The organism is Escherichia sp. E3659, assembly GCF_005781135.1.
Classification (GTDB): domain Bacteria; phylum Pseudomonadota; class Gammaproteobacteria; order Enterobacterales; family Enterobacteriaceae; genus Escherichia.
Genome location: NZ_VATQ01000002.1, coordinates 245538 through 263961 on the forward strand (window position 1 = coordinate 245538; position 18424 = coordinate 263961).

Here is an 18424-nt window from a genome sequence, read left to right on the forward strand (position 1 = left end):
CGTGATGAAAATCACATTTTTATCATAATTGCCCTTTAAAATTCTCGGCGCCGCCCTCATGTGGTTTCAGGCACAAAGGAAGAGTGAGGCAAGTCAGTCGCGTAATGCTTAGGCAGAGGATTGATTTGTCGCAATGATTGACACGATTCCGCTTGACGCTGCGTAAGGTTTTTGTAATTTTACAGGCAACCTTTTATTCACTAACAAATAGCTGGTGGAATATATGACTATCAAAGTAGGTATCAACGGTTTTGGCCGTATCGGTCGCATTGTTTTCCGTGCTGCTCAGAAACGTTCTGACATCGAGATCGTTGCAATCAACGACCTGTTAGACGCTGATTACATGGCATACATGCTGAAATATGACTCCACTCACGGCCGTTTCGACGGTACCGTTGAAGTGAAAGACGGTCATCTGATCGTTAACGGTAAAAAAATCCGTGTTACCGCTGAACGTGATCCGGCTAACCTGAAATGGGACGAAGTTGGTGTTGACGTTGTCGCTGAAGCAACTGGTCTGTTCCTGACTGACGAAACTGCTCGTAAACACATCACCGCTGGTGCGAAAAAAGTGGTTATGACTGGTCCGTCTAAAGACAACACTCCGATGTTCGTTAAAGGCGCTAACTTCGACAAATATGCTGGCCAGGACATCGTTTCCAACGCTTCCTGCACCACCAACTGCCTGGCTCCGCTGGCTAAAGTTATCAACGATAACTTCGGTATCATCGAAGGTCTGATGACCACCGTTCACGCTACCACCGCTACTCAGAAAACCGTTGACGGCCCGTCTCACAAAGACTGGCGCGGCGGCCGTGGCGCTTCCCAGAACATCATCCCGTCCTCTACCGGTGCTGCTAAAGCTGTAGGTAAAGTACTGCCAGAACTGAATGGCAAACTGACTGGTATGGCGTTCCGCGTTCCGACCCCGAACGTATCCGTAGTTGACCTGACCGTTCGTCTGGAAAAAGCTGCAACTTACGAGCAGATCAAAGCTGCCGTTAAAGCTGCTGCTGAAGGCGAAATGAAAGGCGTTCTGGGCTACACCGAAGATGACGTAGTATCTACCGATTTCAACGGCGAAGTTTGCACTTCCGTGTTCGATGCTAAAGCTGGTATCGCTCTGAACGACAACTTCGTGAAACTGGTATCCTGGTACGACAACGAAACCGGTTACTCCAACAAAGTTCTGGACCTGATCGCTCACATCTCCAAATAAGTTGAGATGATACTGTGATCTATAAAGAGCGACTTCGGTCGCTCTTTTTTTTACCTGATGAAATGAAGTTAAAGGACTGCGTCATGATTAAGAAAATTTTTGCCCTTCCGGTCATCGAACAAATTACCCCTGTCCTCTCCCGTCGTAAACTGGATGAACTGGACCTTATTGTGGTCGATCATCCCCAGGTAAAAGCCTCTTTTGCATTACAGGGCGCTCATCTTCTCTCGTGGAAACCTGCGGGTGAGGAAGAAGTTCTGTGGTTGAGCAACAATACCCCGTTTAAAAATGGTGTCGCCATTCGCGGTGGCGTACCGGTTTGCTGGCCGTGGTTTGGTCCGGCTGCACAACAAGGTCTGCCTGCGCACGGTTTTGCCCGTAACCTGCCGTGGACGCTGAAATCACATCGTGAAGATGCCGATGGCGTGGCGCTGACTTTCGAATTGACACAAAGCGAAGAGACGAAAAAATTCTGGCCGCACGACTTTACGCTGTTAGCGCATTTCCGCGTGGGTAAAACCTGTGAAATCGATCTTGAATCACATGGCGAATTTGAAACCACCTCTGCCCTACATACCTACTTTAACGTGGGTGATATTGCTAAGGTAAGCGTCAGCGGACTGGGCGATCGCTTCATTGATAAAGTAAATGACGCGAAAGAAGATGTACTGACCGACGGTACTCAGACCTTCCCTGACCGTACCGATCGCGTGTATCTGAATGCGCAGGATTGCAGTGTGATTAATGACGAGGCGTTGAATCGTATTGTCACCGTAGGCCACCAGCATCATCTGAACGTCGTTGGCTGGAACCCAGGACCGGCGCTTTCAGTCAGCATGGGCGATATGCCGGATGATGGCTACAAAACATTTGTTTGTGTAGAAACAGCTTACGCCTCAGAAACTCAAAAAGTCACCAAAGAGAAACCTTCACATCTGGCGCAATCCATTCGCGTTGCCAAACGTTAATTTGCGTGAGTTACTGTGCCGGATGCATGCATCCGGCCTTGCAGCAAATCACACCATATCCAGTGCAGTTTTTCCTTTTGGTGCCGGATACGCTTTTTCCAGCATCGTCAGTTCTTCCCCTGAAAGCGTCAATTCCAACACTGCCGCATTTTGTTGGACATGTGCGACAGTTGCCGCTTTCGGAATCGCCATCACGCCCTGATGGCTGATCACCCACGCCAGCAAAACTTGCGCGGCAGTGGCATTGTGAGCATGAGCTATTTCGTTGACCACTGCGTTTTTTAGCAAGCCATTACGTAAGCGCCCGGCCTGCGCCAACGGACTGTATGCCATCACTGGCATATGTTGTTGCTGACACCAGGGTAGCAGATCATATTCAATACCGCGCGAACCGAGATGATAAAGCACCTGATTGGTAGCGCACTGATTTCCCCCTGGCACCTGCCAGAGTTCCTGCATGTCGGCATAATCAAGATTAGAAACGCCCCAGCGACGAATTTTGCCCTGGGCGATCAGTTTTTCCATTGCCGCAACAGTCTCTTCAAAAGCGAAACTGCCAGACCAGTGCAATAAGTAGAGATCGAGATAATCGGTATTGAGACGACGTAAACTGGCTTCGCAAGCGTTAATGGCTTTTTGCCCGCCGGCATTCCACGGATAGACTTTGGAAACGAGGAAAACCTTATCACGCAGGCCGGATAATGCTTCACCAACCACCTTTTCGGCACCGCCATCGGCATACATTTCGGCGGTATCAATGAGAGTTAAACCAAGATCAATGCCCGCACGCAGTGCATCAACTTCGATTTTACGCTGGCTGACCTCTTCGCCCATATACCATGTTCCCTGCCCTATGGCTGACAGTGAGACATCGCCACTAAATTGAATCGTTTTCTGTTGCATCGCTTCCTCCCAGTTTTGCACCACCGTAATGCAAAACAGGGCATTACGCCCTGTTTTTATGCACAAAATGCCCTGGAAAGATGCATTATCAGAATTTGTAGGTGATCCCGGTAGAAATCAGGCCAGTCCAGGATTTATCCACCATCGGGCTGTCAGTAACTTCGTCAGACAGGCGGGTATAGCGCGCGGAGCCATAAACGTTCCAGTCGCCGAGGAAGTTGTAGCTGGCACTCAGCTCCAGATACGGGCTCCAGCTGTCATTCGGGTTATAGCCACGCAGACCGCTGCGAGCGGACTCTTTACGCGATACGCCATAATAGTATTCGTTCTGGTTTTCGCTGTTCCACTGCACACCGATCCCCGGGGTCACGGTCAGGCCACCGTTGGTGTAACGATACAACCAGGCCATATCCCAGACAATGCCGTTGCTGTTATCCAGGGTATCGCCAGCCAGGGTGGTACGCAGGTAACCATACTGGGTAAAGTGAGCGTAAGACAGACCAGCCATCATGGTGCTCTTACGGTCATCCAGGTGACGCATTTGGTGATCGCCACTGTCTTTGGCTTTGAAGTAGAGCGGCGACCAGTAAGCGGTAATTGAGAGTTTATCCGTTGCATCATTCCACAGGTAGTAACCACCACCTAAGCCACGGAACCAGAAGTTATCGCCTTCGTAGTTGATTACCGGTACTGGGTAAACATCGGTATCGTAATCTTTATAAGGGTGTTCAACGACACCTACGCCTGCGCCCAGGGAAAAATTACCTTCAGCGTGTGCTACGCCTGCAGACGTTGCGATAAGCACTCCAAGTGCCAGAAGTTTGAGTTTGGTCACAATTAATTATTCCTTAAACAAATGTTTAGCGGGCGACAAAGTTTACCCGTCAATACAACGAAACCCAAACTTTTTACGTTTTCATTTCAAAAGGTAACTGTTTAATTTTCCTGACGCTGATGACGCAGTGCTTACAGCTGAATGAATTCTGCGTTTCTGGCGGCATTATTCTTTACATTAGTTATGCAATTTTTATGGATGAGTTGTTGATATGCCATTGAAATTCAGAAAGCCGTGCAGGCAAGTTTCTCAATTGCCATCTACGCTTAATTTTGAAGGTGTATCACCGGGCACGTTGTTCTCATGGTCGGCAGGATGGCATGAGAGTTGCTGTGTTTTAGCAAGAGACGTCGTTCAGTTTACCTCTTCCGGGAGCCTCTACTATTCATATGAACGGCTCTTAACCTGTGCTAAAAAACGAAAGGACGGCATACCATGAATATATTCGATCACTATCGCCAGCGATATGAAGCTGCCAAGGACGAAGAGTTCACACTGCAGGAGTTTCTTACCATTTGTCGGCAAGATCGCAGTGCTTATGCCAACGCGGCAGAGCGGCTATTGATGGCTATTGGTGAGCCTGTCATGGTCGATACAGCCCAGGAGCCCAGACTTTCTCGACTCTTTTCTAACCGGGTCATCGCACGTTATCCGGCATTTGAAGAGTTTTACGGCATGGAAGACGCGATTGAACAGATTGTCTCTTATCTGAAACACGCGGCTCAGGGGCTGGAAGAGAAGAAACAAATCCTGTATCTGCTGGGGCCTGTGGGTGGGGGTAAGTCGTCACTTGCTGAACGACTGAAATCATTAATGCAACGCGTGCCTATTTATGTATTGAGCGCCAACGGTGAGCGAAGCCCGGTTAACGATCATCCGTTCTGCCTGTTCAATCCACAAGAAGATGCGCAGATCCTTGAAAAAGAGTACGGCATTCCACGCCGCTACCTTGGCACCATTATGTCGCCGTGGGCGGCAAAACGTCTGCATGAATTTGGTGGCGACATCACTAAATTTCGCGTGGTCAAAGTGTGGCCGTCTATTTTGCAACAGATTGCCATTGCCAAAACGGAACCGGGCGATGAGAACAACCAGGATATTTCCGCGCTGGTGGGGAAAGTGGATATTCGTAAACTTGAACACCACGCCCAGAACGATCCGGATGCCTACGGCTATTCCGGGGCGCTGTGCCGCGCCAACCAGGGGATCATGGAATTTGTTGAGATGTTCAAAGCACCGATTAAAGTGCTGCATCCCCTGTTAACCGCCACTCAGGAAGGTAACTACAACGGGACGGAAGGTATCTCCGCCCTGCCGTTCAACGGGATTATTCTCGCCCACTCGAACGAATCTGAATGGGTGACTTTCCGTAATAATAAAAACAACGAAGCCTTCCTCGACCGTGTCTATATCGTGAAGGTGCCGTATTGCTTGCGTATTTCCGAAGAGATCAAAATCTACGAGAAATTACTTAATCATAGTGAATTGACTCACGCGCCATGCGCGCCAGGCACGCTGGAAACATTGTCACGTTTTTCCATTCTTTCGCGCCTGAAAGAGCCAGAAAACTCCAGCATTTATTCGAAGATGCGCGTTTATGATGGCGAAAGCCTGAAAGATACCGACCCGAAAGCCAAGTCATATCAGGAATATCGTGATTACGCGGGCGTCGATGAAGGGATGAACGGTCTGTCTACGCGTTTCGCGTTTAAGATCCTCTCCCGCGTGTTCAACTTCGATCACGTGGAAGTTGCGGCTAACCCGGTTCATCTGTTCTACGTTCTTGAACAGCAGATTGAACGCGAGCAGTTCCCGCAAGAGCAGGCCGAACGCTATCTGGAGTTCCTGAAAGGTTATCTGATCCCGAAATATGCCGAGTTTATCGGCAAAGAGATCCAGACGGCCTACCTTGAATCCTATTCTGAATATGGGCAGAACATTTTCGACCGTTATGTCACTTATGCGGATTTCTGGATTCAGGACCAGGAGTATCGCGACCCGGATACTGGTCAATTGTTTGATCGCGAGTCACTGAACGCCGAGCTGGAAAAAATAGAAAAACCGGCGGGGATCAGCAATCCGAAAGATTTCCGTAACGAGATCGTCAACTTTGTACTGCGTGCCAGAGCGAATAACAGCGGACGCAATCCGAACTGGACCAGTTACGAAAAACTGCGCACGGTCATTGAGAAGAAAATGTTCTCCAATACCGAAGAGTTGTTGCCGGTCATTTCGTTTAACGCCAAAACCTCAACCGACGAGCAGAAGAAACACGACGATTTTGTCGACCGTATGATGGAAAAAGGCTACACCCGTAAACAGGTGCGTTTACTGTGCGAATGGTATTTGCGCGTACGTAAATCGTCTTAACAACTACGGCCCGGTGCGCATGCGCCGGGCCTACAACGACAGCGAACCGTGGGCCAGACAGGCGGCAACACAGGCGTAGCATACAGTTGGCAAATGCAGTACGGGGGGCATATGACCTGGTTTATTGACCGGCGTCTGAACGGCAAAAATAAAAGCATGGTGAATCGCCAGCGTTTTTTACGCCGTTATAAAGCGCAAATTAAACAGTCGATCTCCGAGGCCATTAATAAGCGTTCGGTGACCGATGTCGACAGCGGCGAGTCTGTTTCCATTCCAACGGAAGATATCAGCGAACCAATGTTTCATCAGGGGCGTGGCGGCTTGCGCCATCGCGTTCATCCGGGCAACGACCATTTCGTACAGAACGACCGTATTGAGCGGCCTCAAGGCGGCGGCGGTGGTTCTGGTAGCGGTCAGGGCCAGGCCAGCCAGGACGGTGAAGGTCAGGATGAATTCGTCTTTCAGATTTCGAAAGATGAGTATCTCGATCTGCTGTTTGAAGATTTGGCCTTACCAAATCTGAAACAAAACCAGCAACGCCAGTTGACCGAATTTAAAACGCATCGTGCGGGTTATACCGCAAATGGCGTTCCGGCCAACATTAGCGTGGTACGTTCATTGCAAAATTCACTGGCACGACGTACCGCGATGACCGCGGGCAAGCGGCGGGAACTGCACGCGCTGGAAGAAGACTTAGCGATAATCAGCAATACTGAACCTGCGCAACTGCTGGAAGAGGAACGCTTGCGCAAAGAAATTGCTGAACTTCGAGCTAAAATTGAACGTGTTCCTTTCATCGACACTTTCGATTTACGCTACAAAAATTACGAGAAACGGCCCGATCCCTCCAGCCAGGCAGTAATGTTCTGCCTGATGGACGTTTCTGGCTCGATGGATCAATCCACCAAAGATATGGCCAAACGTTTTTATATACTTCTGTATCTGTTCCTGAGCAGAACATACAAGAACGTGGAAGTCGTTTACATTCGCCATCATACCCAGGCAAAAGAAGTTGATGAACATGAGTTTTTCTACTCACAGGAAACGGGCGGCACCATTGTTTCCAGCGCGCTGAAACTGATGGATGATGTGGTAAAAGATCGTTATAACCCTGCGCAGTGGAATATCTATGCTGCACAAGCATCGGACGGCGACAACTGGGCTGATGATTCTCCGCTGTGCCATGAGATTCTGGCGAAGAAATTACTGCCAGTTGTTCGTTATTACAGCTATATCGAAATTACCCGTCGTGCTCATCAGACATTGTGGCGAGAATATGAGCACCTGCAATCTACTTTCGAAAACTTTGCGATGCAGCATATCCGCGATCAGGATGATATTTATCCGGTATTCCGCGAACTGTTTCATAAGCAAAACGCAACTGCTAAAGACTAGTACCATCAGCCAGGTCATTATTACCTGGCTGATTTTTAGCTTACTGTAAATTATTTAATTTATTACATACGTTAGCTTACAATTGCTTTAAATATAACAGCGCAACCTTTACACAATTTAGTTCCAGAAAACAATCATTCGGAAAAATGATTTGATTAACTCGTTTTTTCCCGGGGTTATTCTTTAATTATTTTTTAGCAATAACGAAAATTGATCATGATCAAAACCACATATCTCGACCATCAATAAAATCAGCACTCACACTGCTCTCCTTTTTATGATTTCTATGTGTACACAAAAGCTAAAAGCACAAAGCTTTTTTATTTTCAGTTTGCTACTGACATTGATTTTATTTTGCATCACCACCTTATATAACGAAAACACCAATGTAAAACTCATCCCGCAGATGAATTACCTGATGGTTGTTGTGGCTTTGTTTTTCCTTAACGCCGTCATTTTTCTATTCATGCTAATGAAATATTTCACTAACCGTGAAATTTTTCCAACACTCATTTTAAGCCTTGCTTTTTTAAGTGGTATTTTCTATTTAACTGAAACCATTGTCATTATTCATAAACCTATCAGTGACAGCACACTTATTCAGGCTAAATCAAATGATGTTTCCATATTATATCTGTTTCGCCAGCTAAGTTTCATTTGCTTAACAGCGTTAGCTCTCTTCTGTTATGACCGAAACAGTATTCTAACGAACAACAAGAAAAAAACCTGCATCCTGTTGTTGGCGCTGATACCTTTCATGTTGTTTCCCTTACTGGCACACAACCTGAGCAGTTATAATCCTGACTATTCCTTATACGTCGTAGATTACTGTCCGGATAACAATTCTGCGAGCTGGGGAATTAACTACACAAAAATTTTGGTTTGCCTGTGGGCATGTTTGCTGTTCTTTATTATCATGCGCACACGATTAGCAAGCGAACTTTGGCCGTCAATAGCGTTATTATGCCTAGCATCGCTCTGCTGTAACTTACTTTTGCTAACTCTGGATGAATATAACTACACCATCTGGTACATCAGTCGTGGCATTGAAGTTTCCAGCAAACTGTTTGTTGTAGCTTTTCTGATTTATAACATTTTTCAGGAGCTGCAACTCTCCAGCAAACTGGCGGTTCATGATGTGTTGACCAATATTTATAATCGCCGTTACTTTTTCAACAGCGTAGAATCATTATTGATGCAACCTGTTGTGAAGGATTTTTGTATCATGCTGGTAGATATTAACCAGTTCAAACGCATCAATGACCAATGGGGACATCATGTGGGCGATAAAGTGCTGGTTTCAATTGTCGATATTATCCAGCAAAGTATCCGCCCCGATGACATTTTAGCCCGTCTTGAGGGGGAAGTATTTGGTCTGCTATTTACCGAACTCAATGCTGCCCAGGCAAAAATCATTGCTGAACGCATACGTAAAAATGTCGAACTCCTGACCGGCTTTAGTAACAGGTATAATGTTCCTGAACCAATGACCATCAGTATTGGCAGTGTTTTTTCCACTGGCGATACGCGTAATATTTCGCTTGTCATGACAGAAGCAGATAAAGCCTTACGTGAAGCGAAAAGCGAGAGGGGCAACAAAGTGATTATTCATCGTCTTTGAGTGCAAAAATATTCACAGCCATGCATTTTGCATGGCTTTCGCATACAATTAATTCCTGATACCACTAAATTTCTTCTCCCCAACGGCACAGAGATGAGTATAATTAGCGCCCCTGTGCCAGGCCGCAATCGAACTTTAACTGGTTTTCTCATTTCACTAACCGAAGGAGTGCCATTTATCATGAAATTGCACCATAGAATGCTCCGGCATTTTATCGCCGCAAGTGTCATTGTGCTGACATCTTCCTTCCTTATTTTTGAACTTGTCGCCAGCGACAGAGCGATGAGCGCCTACTTGCGCTATATCGTCCAGAAAGCGGATTCCTCCTTTCTCTATGATAAGTATCAAAATCAGAGTATTGCCGCACATGTCATGCGCGCACTTGCTGCTGAACAGTCAGAGGTGTCGCCAGAACAGCGACGTGCTATCTGCGAGGCTTTTGAATCGGCCAATAATACTTATGGATTAAACCTGACGGCCCATACTTATTCTGGCTTACGCGGGACATTACAGAGCGCATCCGATGACTGTGACACAATTGTGGAAGCAGCGGCGCTATTACCCGCATTTGATCAAGCGGTGGAAGGTAATCGCCATCAAGATGATTATGGTTCCGGTCTTGGTATGGCCGAAGAGAAATTTCACTATTATCTCGATCTCAATGACCGCTATGTCTATTTTTATGAGCCGGTCAATGTTGAATACTTCGCCATGAATAACTGGTCGTTTTTGCAATCAGGAAGCATTGGCATTAACCGTAAAGATATTGAAAAGGTGTTTACCGGTCGCACCGTGTTATCGAGCATTTACCAGGATCAGCGTACCAAACAGAATGTGATGAGCTTGCTGACGCCGGTTTATCTCGCGGGTGAACTTAAAGGGATTGTGCTGCTGGATATCAATAAAAACAATCTGCGGAATATCTTTTACACTCATGACCGCCCTCTCCTCTGGCGTTTTCTCAATGTTACGCTTACCGATGTAGATTCGGGCCGAGACATTATTATCAACCAGAGTGAAGACAATCTGTTTCAGTATGTCAGTTATGTCCATGACTTACCTGGCGGAATTCGCGTCACATTATCCATTGATATTCTTTACTTTATTACTTCTTCATGGAAAAGCGTTGTCTTCTGGCTGCTGACGGCATTGATATTACTGAATATGGTACGCATGCACTTCCGCTTGTACCAAAACGTGACTCGCGAAAATATTAGCGATGCGATGACCGGATTGTATAACCGCAAAATATTGACTCCTGAGTTGCAGCAACGCTTGCAACGCCTGGTTCAGGCAGGTTCTGCAGTCATGTTCATTGCTATTGACATGGACAAGTTAAAACAAATTAACGACACACTGGGTCATCAGGAAGGTGATTTAGCGATTACTTTATTAGCACAGGCGATTAAACAGTCGATTCGTAAAAGTGATTATGCTATCCGTCTCGGCGGTGATGAATTTTGCATCATCCTGGTCGATTCGACGCCACAAATTGCTGCGCAATTGCCTGAACGTATTGAAAAACGCCTGCAACACATCGCGCCGCAGAAAGAGATCGGCTTCTCTTCCGGTATTTACGCGATGAAAGAAACCGATACGATCCATGATGCTTATAAAGCTTCCGATGAACGTCTGTATGTCAATAAACAGAACAAAAACAGCAGTTCATGATAATCTTCTGTGGTTGTTTCGTTATAAATCCAGGAGCGTGAAATGACTGAAGTGGCTAAAGGAAGCGTGACGCATCAGCGCTTAATCGCTTTATTATCACAAGAAGGCGCTAACTTCCGCATCGTCACCCACGAAGCAGTGGGCAAATGTGAAGCGGTGTCAGAAATTCGCGGCACCGCTTTGGGCCAGGGCGCCAAGGCGCTGGTGTGTAAAGTCAAAGGTAATGGCGTTAATCAACATGTATTAGCGATACTTCCTGCCGATCAACAGGCCGATCTGAGCCAACTCGCCAGTCACATTGGCGGGTTACGCGCCTCGCTTGCCAGCCCGGCAGAGGTCGATGAACTCACGGGCTGCGTTTTTGGCGCTATCCCACCTTTCAGCTTTCACCCCAAACTCAAACTGGTCGCCGACCCACTACTCTTCGAGCGATTCGATGAAATTGCCTTCAATGCGGGCATGCTGGATAAATCAGTTATTCTTAACACCGCAGATTATTTACGTATTGCGCAACCAGAACTGGTCCATTTTCGCCGTACTGTATAACTAGCTGGTCCGTTCAAGTAGCAAAACTGACAGCACCAGCACAACCGCAATGGCAAAAAACGATGACGTGATAATCAGTGTCTCAATGAACATTTGATCGTTCATGGTTTTACCCCTGGAGATAACTGTTTTCACGTTATTGTTAGCGTACGTAAATGGCAGTTTGATGACAATTCTCCCTATTTTTTATGCAAAAAGGGTAATTAATGTCTGATTCCTGCCCTCAGCAAGCGTAAAGTACAGGGGGTAATTATTTTTTGGCAAGGAAACCACGATGTTTGATGTCACTTTGTTAATCCTCCTCGGATTAGCTGCGCTGGGCTTCATCAGCCACAACACCACTGTCGCCGTTTCAATTCTGGTGTTGATCATTGTCCGCGTCACACCGTTGAGCACCTTTTTCCCCTGGATTGAAAAACAAGGGTTGAGCATCGGGATAATTATTCTCACCATCGGTGTTATGGCCCCAATCGCCAGCGGGACGCTGCCCCCGTCAACACTTGTTCACTCGTTTCTGAACTGGAAATCATTAGTCGCGATTGCCGTAGGCGTCATTGTTTCCTGGCTTGGCGGACGCGGCGTCACGTTAATGGGTAGTCAACCACAACTGGTAGCCGGATTGCTGATGGGTACGGTTTTGGGCGTAGCGCTTTTTCGCGGTGTGCCCGTCGGCCCGCTTATTGCTGCTGGCCTGGTTTCGCTGATTATTGGTAAGCAGTAATTGTTGCCGCAGCCGCCATAAGCATAAAAACAAAGTGCTATAGTGGCGTGGCAATGTTGCGTGAAAGGGAGAACAAACACGATGAATATTCAGTGTAAACGCGTCTATGATGCGGCTGAACAAGGCGATGGTTATCGCGTACTGGTCGATCGTCTCTGGCCGCGTGGTATCAAGAAAACAGATTTAGCACTTGATGAATGGGACAAAACCATCACGCCTTCAACAGAACTACGCAAAGCCTTTCACGGCGAAGTGATCGATTTTGAAACCTTTCGCGAACAATATCTTGCAGAACTGGCGCAGCATGAGCAAGAAGGGAAACGACTGGCGGATATTGCCCGCCAGCAGACACTAACCCTACTCTATTCGGCAAAAAATACCACGCAAAACCATGCACTGGTGCTGGCCGATTGGCTACGCAGTTTGTGATTCCAGCCCGGCATCCGGTTGTTATTTTCTATCAGCCGGATGATCCCTCCGCCATAATGCCCATTCATCAATCGTTTCACCGCCCGGTAATTTGCAATTGTTGCTGACCCCTTGCGCTGTTTGCACCGGAATGAGCGCACCTCCCTTTTGCTGGCAGTAGACCGATGCAGGATTAGCCATTCCAACATGTGGCGGTTTAGGTGCATCAGGTTGAGAGGCGGTTGAACATCCCGCCAGGACTAGCAGGCAAGGCAGAGCAAAACGGATAACTTTCATATAGTGATCTCTCTCGTTTATCTACGCTTTAGAGTATCGCGGTATCGTTATGTTTTGCAGCACTATTTCTTTTACATTCATTCAAAATACATTACGTCTGGTTTCATCTTCGTTGATGATGTTTTATCATGCCTGCAAAGATTAAATATTCAGCATCTTACCTACCACCACCTGGAGTTCTTTCGTGTCAGATCAGATCATTGCCCGCGTCTCGCAGTCACTCGCCTCAGAACAGTCTCTGGAAAGTCTGGTCCGGCAACTTCTGGAGATGCTAGAAATGGTTACCGACATGGAGTCGACGTATCTGACAAAAGTGGATATTGACGCACGCCTGCAACACATTTTGTATGCCCGTAATAGCCAAAAAATGCACATCCCGGAGAATTTTACCGTTTCCTGGGATCACTCATTGTGCAAACGCGCAATTGATGAGAACTGTTTTTTCAGCGATGAAGTCCCTGACCGTTGGGGCGACTGCATTGCGGCACGCAATCTTGGGATCACAACATTTCTGAGCACGCCGATTCACTTACCGGATGGCTCATTCTACGGCACGCTTTGCGCCGCCAGCAGCGAGAAACGCCCGTGGAGCGAACGCGCGGAGCAAGTTTTGCAGTTATTCGCCGGGCTTATTACACAATACATCCAAAAAGAGGCGCTGGTTGAGCAATTGCGTGAAGCTAATGCGGCGTTGATTGCGCAATCCTATACTGACTCTTTGACGGGACTGCCGAATCGAAGGGCAATTTTTGATAATCTGACGACACTTTTTTCTCTCGCGCGGCATCTGAAGCGTAAAGCAATTATTGCCTTTATCGATCTGGATAACTTCAAATTAATCAATGACCGTTTTGGTCATAATAGCGGCGATCTGTTTCTCATTCAGGTTGGCCAGCGCCTTAACACACTACATCAGAATAGCGAGATTATTGGTCGTCTCGGCGGTGATGAATTTTTGGTCGCTTCGCTGGCCGATGAAAATGCCGATATCCCGTCATTGCGTGAGCGTATTCAGCAGCAAATACGCGGTGAATATCACTTAGGTGATGTTGACTTGTTTTATCCTGGCGCCAGCCTTGGCATTATTGAAGTGGATCCTGAAACAACCGATGCCGACAGCGCCCTGCATGCCGCCGATATTGCAATGTACCAGGAGAAAAAACACAAAGAGAAAAAGCCTTTTGTCGCGCATTCAGCTCTGGATTCCTGAGGCGTATTCACATCCTTTTGATTGGTGATAACATGCGAATCGGTATTATTTTCCCTGTCGTAATCTTTATTACGGCAGTCGTATTTTTAGCGTGGTTTTTTATTGGCGGCTATGCTGCCCCAGGAGCATAAAGATGAAAAAAACAACGATTATTATGATGGGTGTTGCGATTATTGTCGTCCTCGGTACCGAGCTAGGGTGGTGGTAACACTGCACCTGTAAAAATAGCAAAGGCTGCGAAAAAGCAGCCTTTGTTTTATTTCAGCGTTAGCTTTTGACTTTTCTGTAGATAAACAGCACGACAAGCGCACCGATCACCGCAACCACAAAGCTGCCAAAGTTGAAGCCATCGACTTTACCAAAACCAAACAGTGTACTGATCCATCCGCCGACCACGGCGCCGACAATCCCCAACAGGATAGTCATGAAGAATCCACCACCATCTTTACCTGGCATAATCCACTTAGCCAGAATACCAGCAATAAGCCCAAAAATAATCCATGACAGAATGCCCATTTTATCCTTCCTTATCTGTTTTGTATTAGCGAGTTGGTCGCTAATAAAAAGCATAGCACAACATCAAAGAAGTAAAAATTGTGATGAGCATCACGCATATTTTTTTTGCGATGGCGCATAAAATGGCGAATTTTTCTATCAGGTAAAATTACCAGCCACAAACATCATGTTCGTTTTCTGTGTCATAAGAGCGCACCGTGTTAACAAGATCTTTTAACACCTCCGCCGCAACTTCTGGCACCAGCAATGTCATCGGTGTCTCTGTTTCATAATCAACAGAGACACCATTACTGTTATTGGTGACGGTTACGGTATACGTTGCTTTGCCCATAATTCATCTCCCGGTATGAATGACTTTCCGTTGTTTTGCGCCTTCCATCAGGACTTCAGGGGCAACGAAGAAGTCGATGTTGAAATAAGTATCGTCAGTCATGGCTTCAATGTTGTGCCATTTTTCCGGCGGGAACACCGCAAATTGCCCTGCTTCGATAAGGATCACCTGATCAGGTTCTGTGCTGTGTTCATCAGCATAGCCGAGATATTTGACCGCCCCATGCATAACGGACAATCGAGGGTAAACCCCGGGACGAGTTCCTTTATCAAGATGACGTTCGAATATTCCGGCAGGTGCGGTTTGTTTATTCCAGAAAGGTGTTGAGCGTGTATGAATGTAATTCTGTGGGATTTGTAGCATCCTTCTCCCTCCTTCGGTAAATGCGCTGAAAACCGTTTACTCCAGCCGTTTCAGGGTACGCCTGATAATTTGCATTTTAAATACCATTTATTGATTACTTTTTAGCACCGTGTCAACGTCCAGTCGCGGTGGCGTTCAGGAGGGAAGCCCGCGGTATCGCGGGCGGAAAGTATTAAGATTGCAGCGTCGCCAGTCGAGCGGCAAAACCGACAAACATCAAACCAATCAGAGAGTTGCCTAGTTTTGCCAGTTTCTTTTTAGTGCGAATGTACTGCGTGACAAAGGCGCCGGAAATAATCAGGAAGCTCAAATAACAGAAGCTGACTATCTCAAGTGTCATCGCCAGAATAAAGAACGAAATACCCGTATGTGGCGCATTAACGTCGATAAATTGCACGAAAAATGACACGTAGAATAAAATAGCTTTCGGGTTGGTCAGGCTCAATATTAAGGCGCGCTTGAAAATAGCGCCATATTGCGGTTCATCCGATTTGGCCTCGCTATTGTTGCCCTTCAGGGTGGCGTAAAGAATTTTACCCCCAAGATAGAGCAAATAAAACGCGCCAAGATAACGTACGATGTTGAATAATATCGGTGTGGTCTTAATCAACGTTGCCACACCTGCCCACGCCAGAAACATTAATACCGCATCACCAATAAATACGCCGCAGGCTGCAAGATAACCACCTTTCACTCCACTGCTGACGCTATTTTTAAGCACAAACAAAGTATTCGGCCCAGGCACCAGCACGATAAAAATGGCCCCAACCAGATAGGTCCAGTAATTCAGAACCCCATATTCAGCGAACACGTTAACCTCTTTAATTTTCTTTGGGAAATGCGCGATTAAAGGTGAATATGCTAACCAATCTGTAGTGGCTTAGAAAGGAGAAAATCAGGTTTTAACCTGATAATAACCCGATGATTGAATCATTAATCAGGCGTGGTCCAGTGAAAAATTCGGGTAGTGCTCGGCAAAATACTGGCGTAAAAACTCTACCGTTATCCGCACCTTCGCTGATGTTGCCAGCCTGGATACATACACCGCCCAGACATTCGCGGGCTGATAATATTCCGGTAGTACCTGCACCAAATGGCCACTGGCAATATTTTCGCTGACATCCCACCAGGAGCGCAGCGCAATACCCTGACCATCGAGACACCATTGATGCACTATTTCACCATGATTAGACGATAGCGGGCCGGTGACTTTAATGGCGTGGTTTCCTTCTTTATTGCGCAATTGCCAGACGCCAAATGGATGATCGCGCTCTTTTATAACCAGACAGGGTAACGCTGAAAGGTCCGTGAAATGTTTCGGCGCACCATGTTGCGCAATAAATTCCGGCGACGCGCAGAGGATACGGTAATTGGTCGCCAGTTTGCGGGCGATTAAGTTAGGTGCGATGTCATCACCAATACGAATATCGAGATCGACGCCTTCATTAACCAGGTCGACCAGTCTGTCTTCCACGTCAAAGCGTAATTCCAGTTGCGGATAAGCCTTTGCCAGCGCCGATAATGCCGGAGCAACAACTCGCCGTCCAAACCCAAAACTACTGATAACACGCAACATCCCTTGTGGCACGAGGCGCACGTCGGAGAGTTCATCCATCATCTGCCCGACATCCTGCAATATGCGCTGCGCCCACTCATAAATCCGCTCACCTTCTTCGGTGATCGTCACGCGACGAGTGGTGCGGTGTAATAACACCACGTTCAGCGTTTGTTCCAGTAAGGCGATACGCTTGCTAACGAAAGCCGGAGAAACACCCATTTCTTCTGCTACAGCAGCAAAACCTGCCCGGCGAGCCACCAGCATAAAGACGCGCAAATCGTTCAGCAGCGGTAAATTATTCATGATTCGTGTTTTATGTTTCACCAGTTGCGGGGATTAATTCCTTTTCAGTCAATTATAGGATGAGGGTATTGTCAATTTTGATGGTCAGGAAGTGAGAACCCAATGATGAAAACGTTTCGGATCGCTGCAATACCCGGGGATGGAATCGGCAAAGAAGTCCTTCCTGAAGGGATTCGTGTGTTACAGGCTGCCGCTGAACGCTGGGGCTTCGCCTTAAGCTTTGAGCAGATGGAGTGGGCAAGTTGCGAATATTACAGCCATCACGGCAAAATGATGCCGGACGACTGGCATGAACAACTCAGCCGTTTCGACGCTATCTACTTTGGTGCTGTCGGCTGGCCGGATACCGTTCCGGACCATATTTCGTTATGGGGATCGCTGCTGAAATTTCGCCGTGAATTTGACCAATACGTTAACCTGCGTCCGGTCCGCCTCTTTCCTGGCGTACCTTGCCCACTGGCGGGGAAACAGCCTGGCGATATCGATTTTTACGTAGTGCGCGAGAACACAGAAGGCGAATACTCGTCTCTGGGTGGACGGTTAAACGAAGGAACGGAGCATGAGGTTGTCATCCAGGAATCGGTATTTACCCGCCGTGGCGTCGACCGTATTTTGCGTTATGCCTTTGAACTTGCACAAAGCCGCCCACGTAAAACTCTGACTTCCGCCACCAAATCTAACGGTTTAGCCATCAGCATGCCGTACTGGGATGAGCGCGTGGAAGCAATGGCAGAAAATTACCCGGCGATCCGCTGGGACAAGCAGCATATTGATATTCTCTGCGCGCGCTTTGTGATGCAACCAGAACGTTTTGACGTGGTGGTGGCATCCAATTTGTTTGGCGATATCCTTTCCGATCTTGGCCCGGCCTGCACCGGCACCATCGGCATTGCCCCATCCGCCAACCTGAATCCGGAACGTACTTTTCCGTCGCTCTTCGAGCCTGTCCACGGTTCCGCGCCGGATATCTACGGGAAAAATATTGCTAACCCTATCGCCACGATTTGGGCCGGTGCAATGATGCTCGATTTCCTCGGCAATGGCGATGAGCGTTTCCAGCAAGCGCATAACGCTATTCTGGCAGCGATTGAAGAAGTGATTGCTCACGGGCCGAAAACACCCGATATGAAAGGCAATGCCACCACACCACAGGTTGCCGACGCGATTTGCAAAATTATTTTGCGTTAAG

The 18424-nt window shown here is 47.3% G+C and carries 22 protein-coding genes; 13 read left to right on the top strand and 9 right to left on the bottom strand.

Annotation, left to right across the window (positions count from 1 at the left end; genetic code table 11):
- Positions 1 to 223: 223 nt before the first annotated feature.
- On the top strand, positions 224 to 1219 hold the full coding sequence (gene gapA, locus FEK47_RS01890; RefSeq protein ID WP_000153502.1) for a glyceraldehyde-3-phosphate dehydrogenase: 996 nt from the start codon (positions 224 to 226) through the stop codon (positions 1217 to 1219).
- A gap of 83 nt (positions 1220 to 1302) precedes the next feature.
- Positions 1303 to 2187 carry a D-hexose-6-phosphate mutarotase gene (locus FEK47_RS01895; protein WP_135487676.1) on the top strand — a complete coding sequence of 295 codons (885 nt, stop codon included), beginning with the start codon at positions 1303 to 1305 and terminating at the stop codon, positions 2185 to 2187.
- A gap of 48 nt (positions 2188 to 2235) precedes the next feature.
- On the opposite strand, the gene FEK47_RS01900 is transcribed toward FEK47_RS01895, so the two are convergent.
- Both FEK47_RS01900 and mipA read right to left on the bottom strand, forming a co-directional pair.
- Positions 2236 to 3090, bottom strand: a complete 855-nt coding sequence (locus FEK47_RS01900) for an aldo/keto reductase (protein ID WP_135487675.1) — start codon at positions 3088 to 3090, stop codon at positions 2236 to 2238.
- An 88-nt stretch (positions 3091 to 3178) separates the two neighbouring features.
- A complete protein-coding gene (mipA, locus tag FEK47_RS01905; protein WP_130223469.1) occupies positions 3179 to 3925 on the bottom strand; it encodes a scaffolding protein MipA in 747 nt (248 codons plus the stop codon).
- 435 nt (positions 3926 to 4360) lie between these two features.
- Between mipA and yeaG the strand changes: the two genes are divergently transcribed.
- The 5 genes from yeaG to yeaK all read left to right on the top strand — a co-directional run bounded on the left by yeaG (position 4361) and on the right by yeaK (position 11528).
- Positions 4361 to 6295, top strand: coding sequence for a protein kinase YeaG (gene yeaG / locus FEK47_RS01910; RefSeq protein ID WP_064529211.1), 1935 nt, complete (start codon positions 4361 to 4363; stop codon positions 6293 to 6295).
- A gap of 111 nt (positions 6296 to 6406) precedes the next feature.
- Positions 6407 to 7690, top strand: a complete 1284-nt coding sequence (locus tag FEK47_RS01915; protein WP_135487674.1) for a YeaH/YhbH family protein — start codon at positions 6407 to 6409, stop codon at positions 7688 to 7690.
- Positions 7691 to 7967: 277 nt separating this feature from the next.
- The gene (locus FEK47_RS01920) at positions 7968 to 9311 is read left to right on the top strand and encodes a GGDEF domain-containing protein (RefSeq protein ID WP_135487673.1); all 1344 of its coding nucleotides are present in this window, start codon (positions 7968 to 7970) and stop codon (positions 9309 to 9311) included.
- Positions 9312 to 9491: 180 nt separating this feature from the next.
- Positions 9492 to 10982, top strand: coding sequence for a diguanylate cyclase DgcJ (gene dgcJ, locus FEK47_RS01925; protein WP_138183081.1), 1491 nt, complete (start codon positions 9492 to 9494; stop codon positions 10980 to 10982).
- Positions 10983 to 11024: 42 nt separating this feature from the next.
- Positions 11025 to 11528 carry a mischarged aminoacyl-tRNA deacylase gene (gene yeaK, locus FEK47_RS01930; protein WP_130218791.1) on the top strand — a complete coding sequence of 168 codons (504 nt, stop codon included), beginning with the start codon at positions 11025 to 11027 and terminating at the stop codon, positions 11526 to 11528.
- Here yeaK and yoaI read toward each other — a convergent pair whose 3' ends face one another.
- The gene (yoaI, locus tag FEK47_RS01935; RefSeq protein ID WP_130218789.1) at positions 11529 to 11633 is read right to left on the bottom strand and encodes a small membrane protein YoaI; all 105 of its coding nucleotides are present in this window, start codon (positions 11631 to 11633) and stop codon (positions 11529 to 11531) included.
- A 169-nt stretch (positions 11634 to 11802) separates the two neighbouring features.
- On the opposite strand from yoaI, the gene FEK47_RS01940 reads away from it, so the two are divergent.
- Entirely contained in the window at positions 11803 to 12249 is a 447-nt protein-coding gene (locus FEK47_RS01940; protein WP_130223473.1) for a DUF441 domain-containing protein, read from the top strand.
- Positions 12250 to 12330: 81 nt separating this feature from the next.
- A complete protein-coding gene (locus FEK47_RS01945) occupies positions 12331 to 12678 on the top strand; it encodes a DUF488 domain-containing protein (protein ID WP_130257685.1) in 348 nt (115 codons plus the stop codon).
- A gap of 21 nt (positions 12679 to 12699) precedes the next feature.
- Here FEK47_RS01945 and FEK47_RS01950 read toward each other — a convergent pair whose 3' ends face one another.
- Positions 12700 to 12954 carry a DUF333 domain-containing protein gene (locus FEK47_RS01950; RefSeq protein WP_130218784.1) on the bottom strand — a complete coding sequence of 85 codons (255 nt, stop codon included), beginning with the start codon at positions 12952 to 12954 and terminating at the stop codon, positions 12700 to 12702.
- Between the two features lie 184 nt (positions 12955 to 13138).
- Between FEK47_RS01950 and FEK47_RS01955 the strand changes: the two genes are divergently transcribed.
- The 3 genes from FEK47_RS01955 to yoaJ are packed head-to-tail and all read left to right on the top strand — an operon-like array spanning position 13139 to position 14372.
- Positions 13139 to 14164 (top strand): sensor domain-containing diguanylate cyclase, encoded by a 1026-nt coding sequence (locus FEK47_RS01955; protein ID WP_130208400.1) that lies wholly within the window; start codon positions 13139 to 13141, stop codon positions 14162 to 14164.
- 32 nt (positions 14165 to 14196) lie between these two features.
- Complete coding sequence (locus FEK47_RS01960) at positions 14197 to 14295, top strand: YoaK family small membrane protein (protein WP_001219350.1); 99 nt, start codon at positions 14197 to 14199, stop codon at positions 14293 to 14295.
- A gap of 2 nt (positions 14296 to 14297) precedes the next feature.
- Positions 14298 to 14372 (top strand): protein YoaJ, encoded by a 75-nt coding sequence (yoaJ, locus tag FEK47_RS01965; RefSeq protein ID WP_001386836.1) that lies wholly within the window; start codon positions 14298 to 14300, stop codon positions 14370 to 14372.
- Positions 14373 to 14431: 59 nt separating this feature from the next.
- Here yoaJ and FEK47_RS01970 read toward each other — a convergent pair whose 3' ends face one another.
- From FEK47_RS01970 to dmlR, 5 genes are all read right to left on the bottom strand, one after another.
- Positions 14432 to 14680, bottom strand: coding sequence for a GlsB/YeaQ/YmgE family stress response membrane protein (locus FEK47_RS01970; protein WP_064529219.1), 249 nt, complete (start codon positions 14678 to 14680; stop codon positions 14432 to 14434).
- Positions 14681 to 14828: 148 nt separating this feature from the next.
- Positions 14829 to 15011: a DUF1869 domain-containing protein gene (locus FEK47_RS01975; protein WP_064529220.1), complete on the bottom strand. Its 183-nt coding sequence runs from the start codon at positions 15009 to 15011 to the stop codon at positions 14829 to 14831.
- Between the two features lie 3 nt (positions 15012 to 15014).
- Positions 15015 to 15365, bottom strand: coding sequence for a DUF1971 domain-containing protein YeaR (gene yeaR, locus FEK47_RS01980; RefSeq protein ID WP_240725503.1), 351 nt, complete (start codon positions 15363 to 15365; stop codon positions 15015 to 15017).
- 181 nt (positions 15366 to 15546) lie between these two features.
- The gene (leuE, locus tag FEK47_RS01985; protein ID WP_130208404.1) at positions 15547 to 16185 is read right to left on the bottom strand and encodes a leucine efflux protein LeuE; all 639 of its coding nucleotides are present in this window, start codon (positions 16183 to 16185) and stop codon (positions 15547 to 15549) included.
- 126 nt (positions 16186 to 16311) lie between these two features.
- The gene (dmlR, locus tag FEK47_RS01990) at positions 16312 to 17235 is read right to left on the bottom strand and encodes a DNA-binding transcriptional regulator DmlR (protein WP_130257682.1); all 924 of its coding nucleotides are present in this window, start codon (positions 17233 to 17235) and stop codon (positions 16312 to 16314) included.
- Between the two features lie 102 nt (positions 17236 to 17337).
- Here dmlR and dmlA point away from each other — a divergent pair, with 102 nt between their 5' ends.
- A complete protein-coding gene (gene dmlA, locus FEK47_RS01995; protein WP_135487672.1) occupies positions 17338 to 18423 on the top strand; it encodes a multifunctional D-malate/3-isopropylmalate/tartarate dehydrogenase in 1086 nt (361 codons plus the stop codon).
- Position 18424 lies beyond the last annotated feature (1 nt).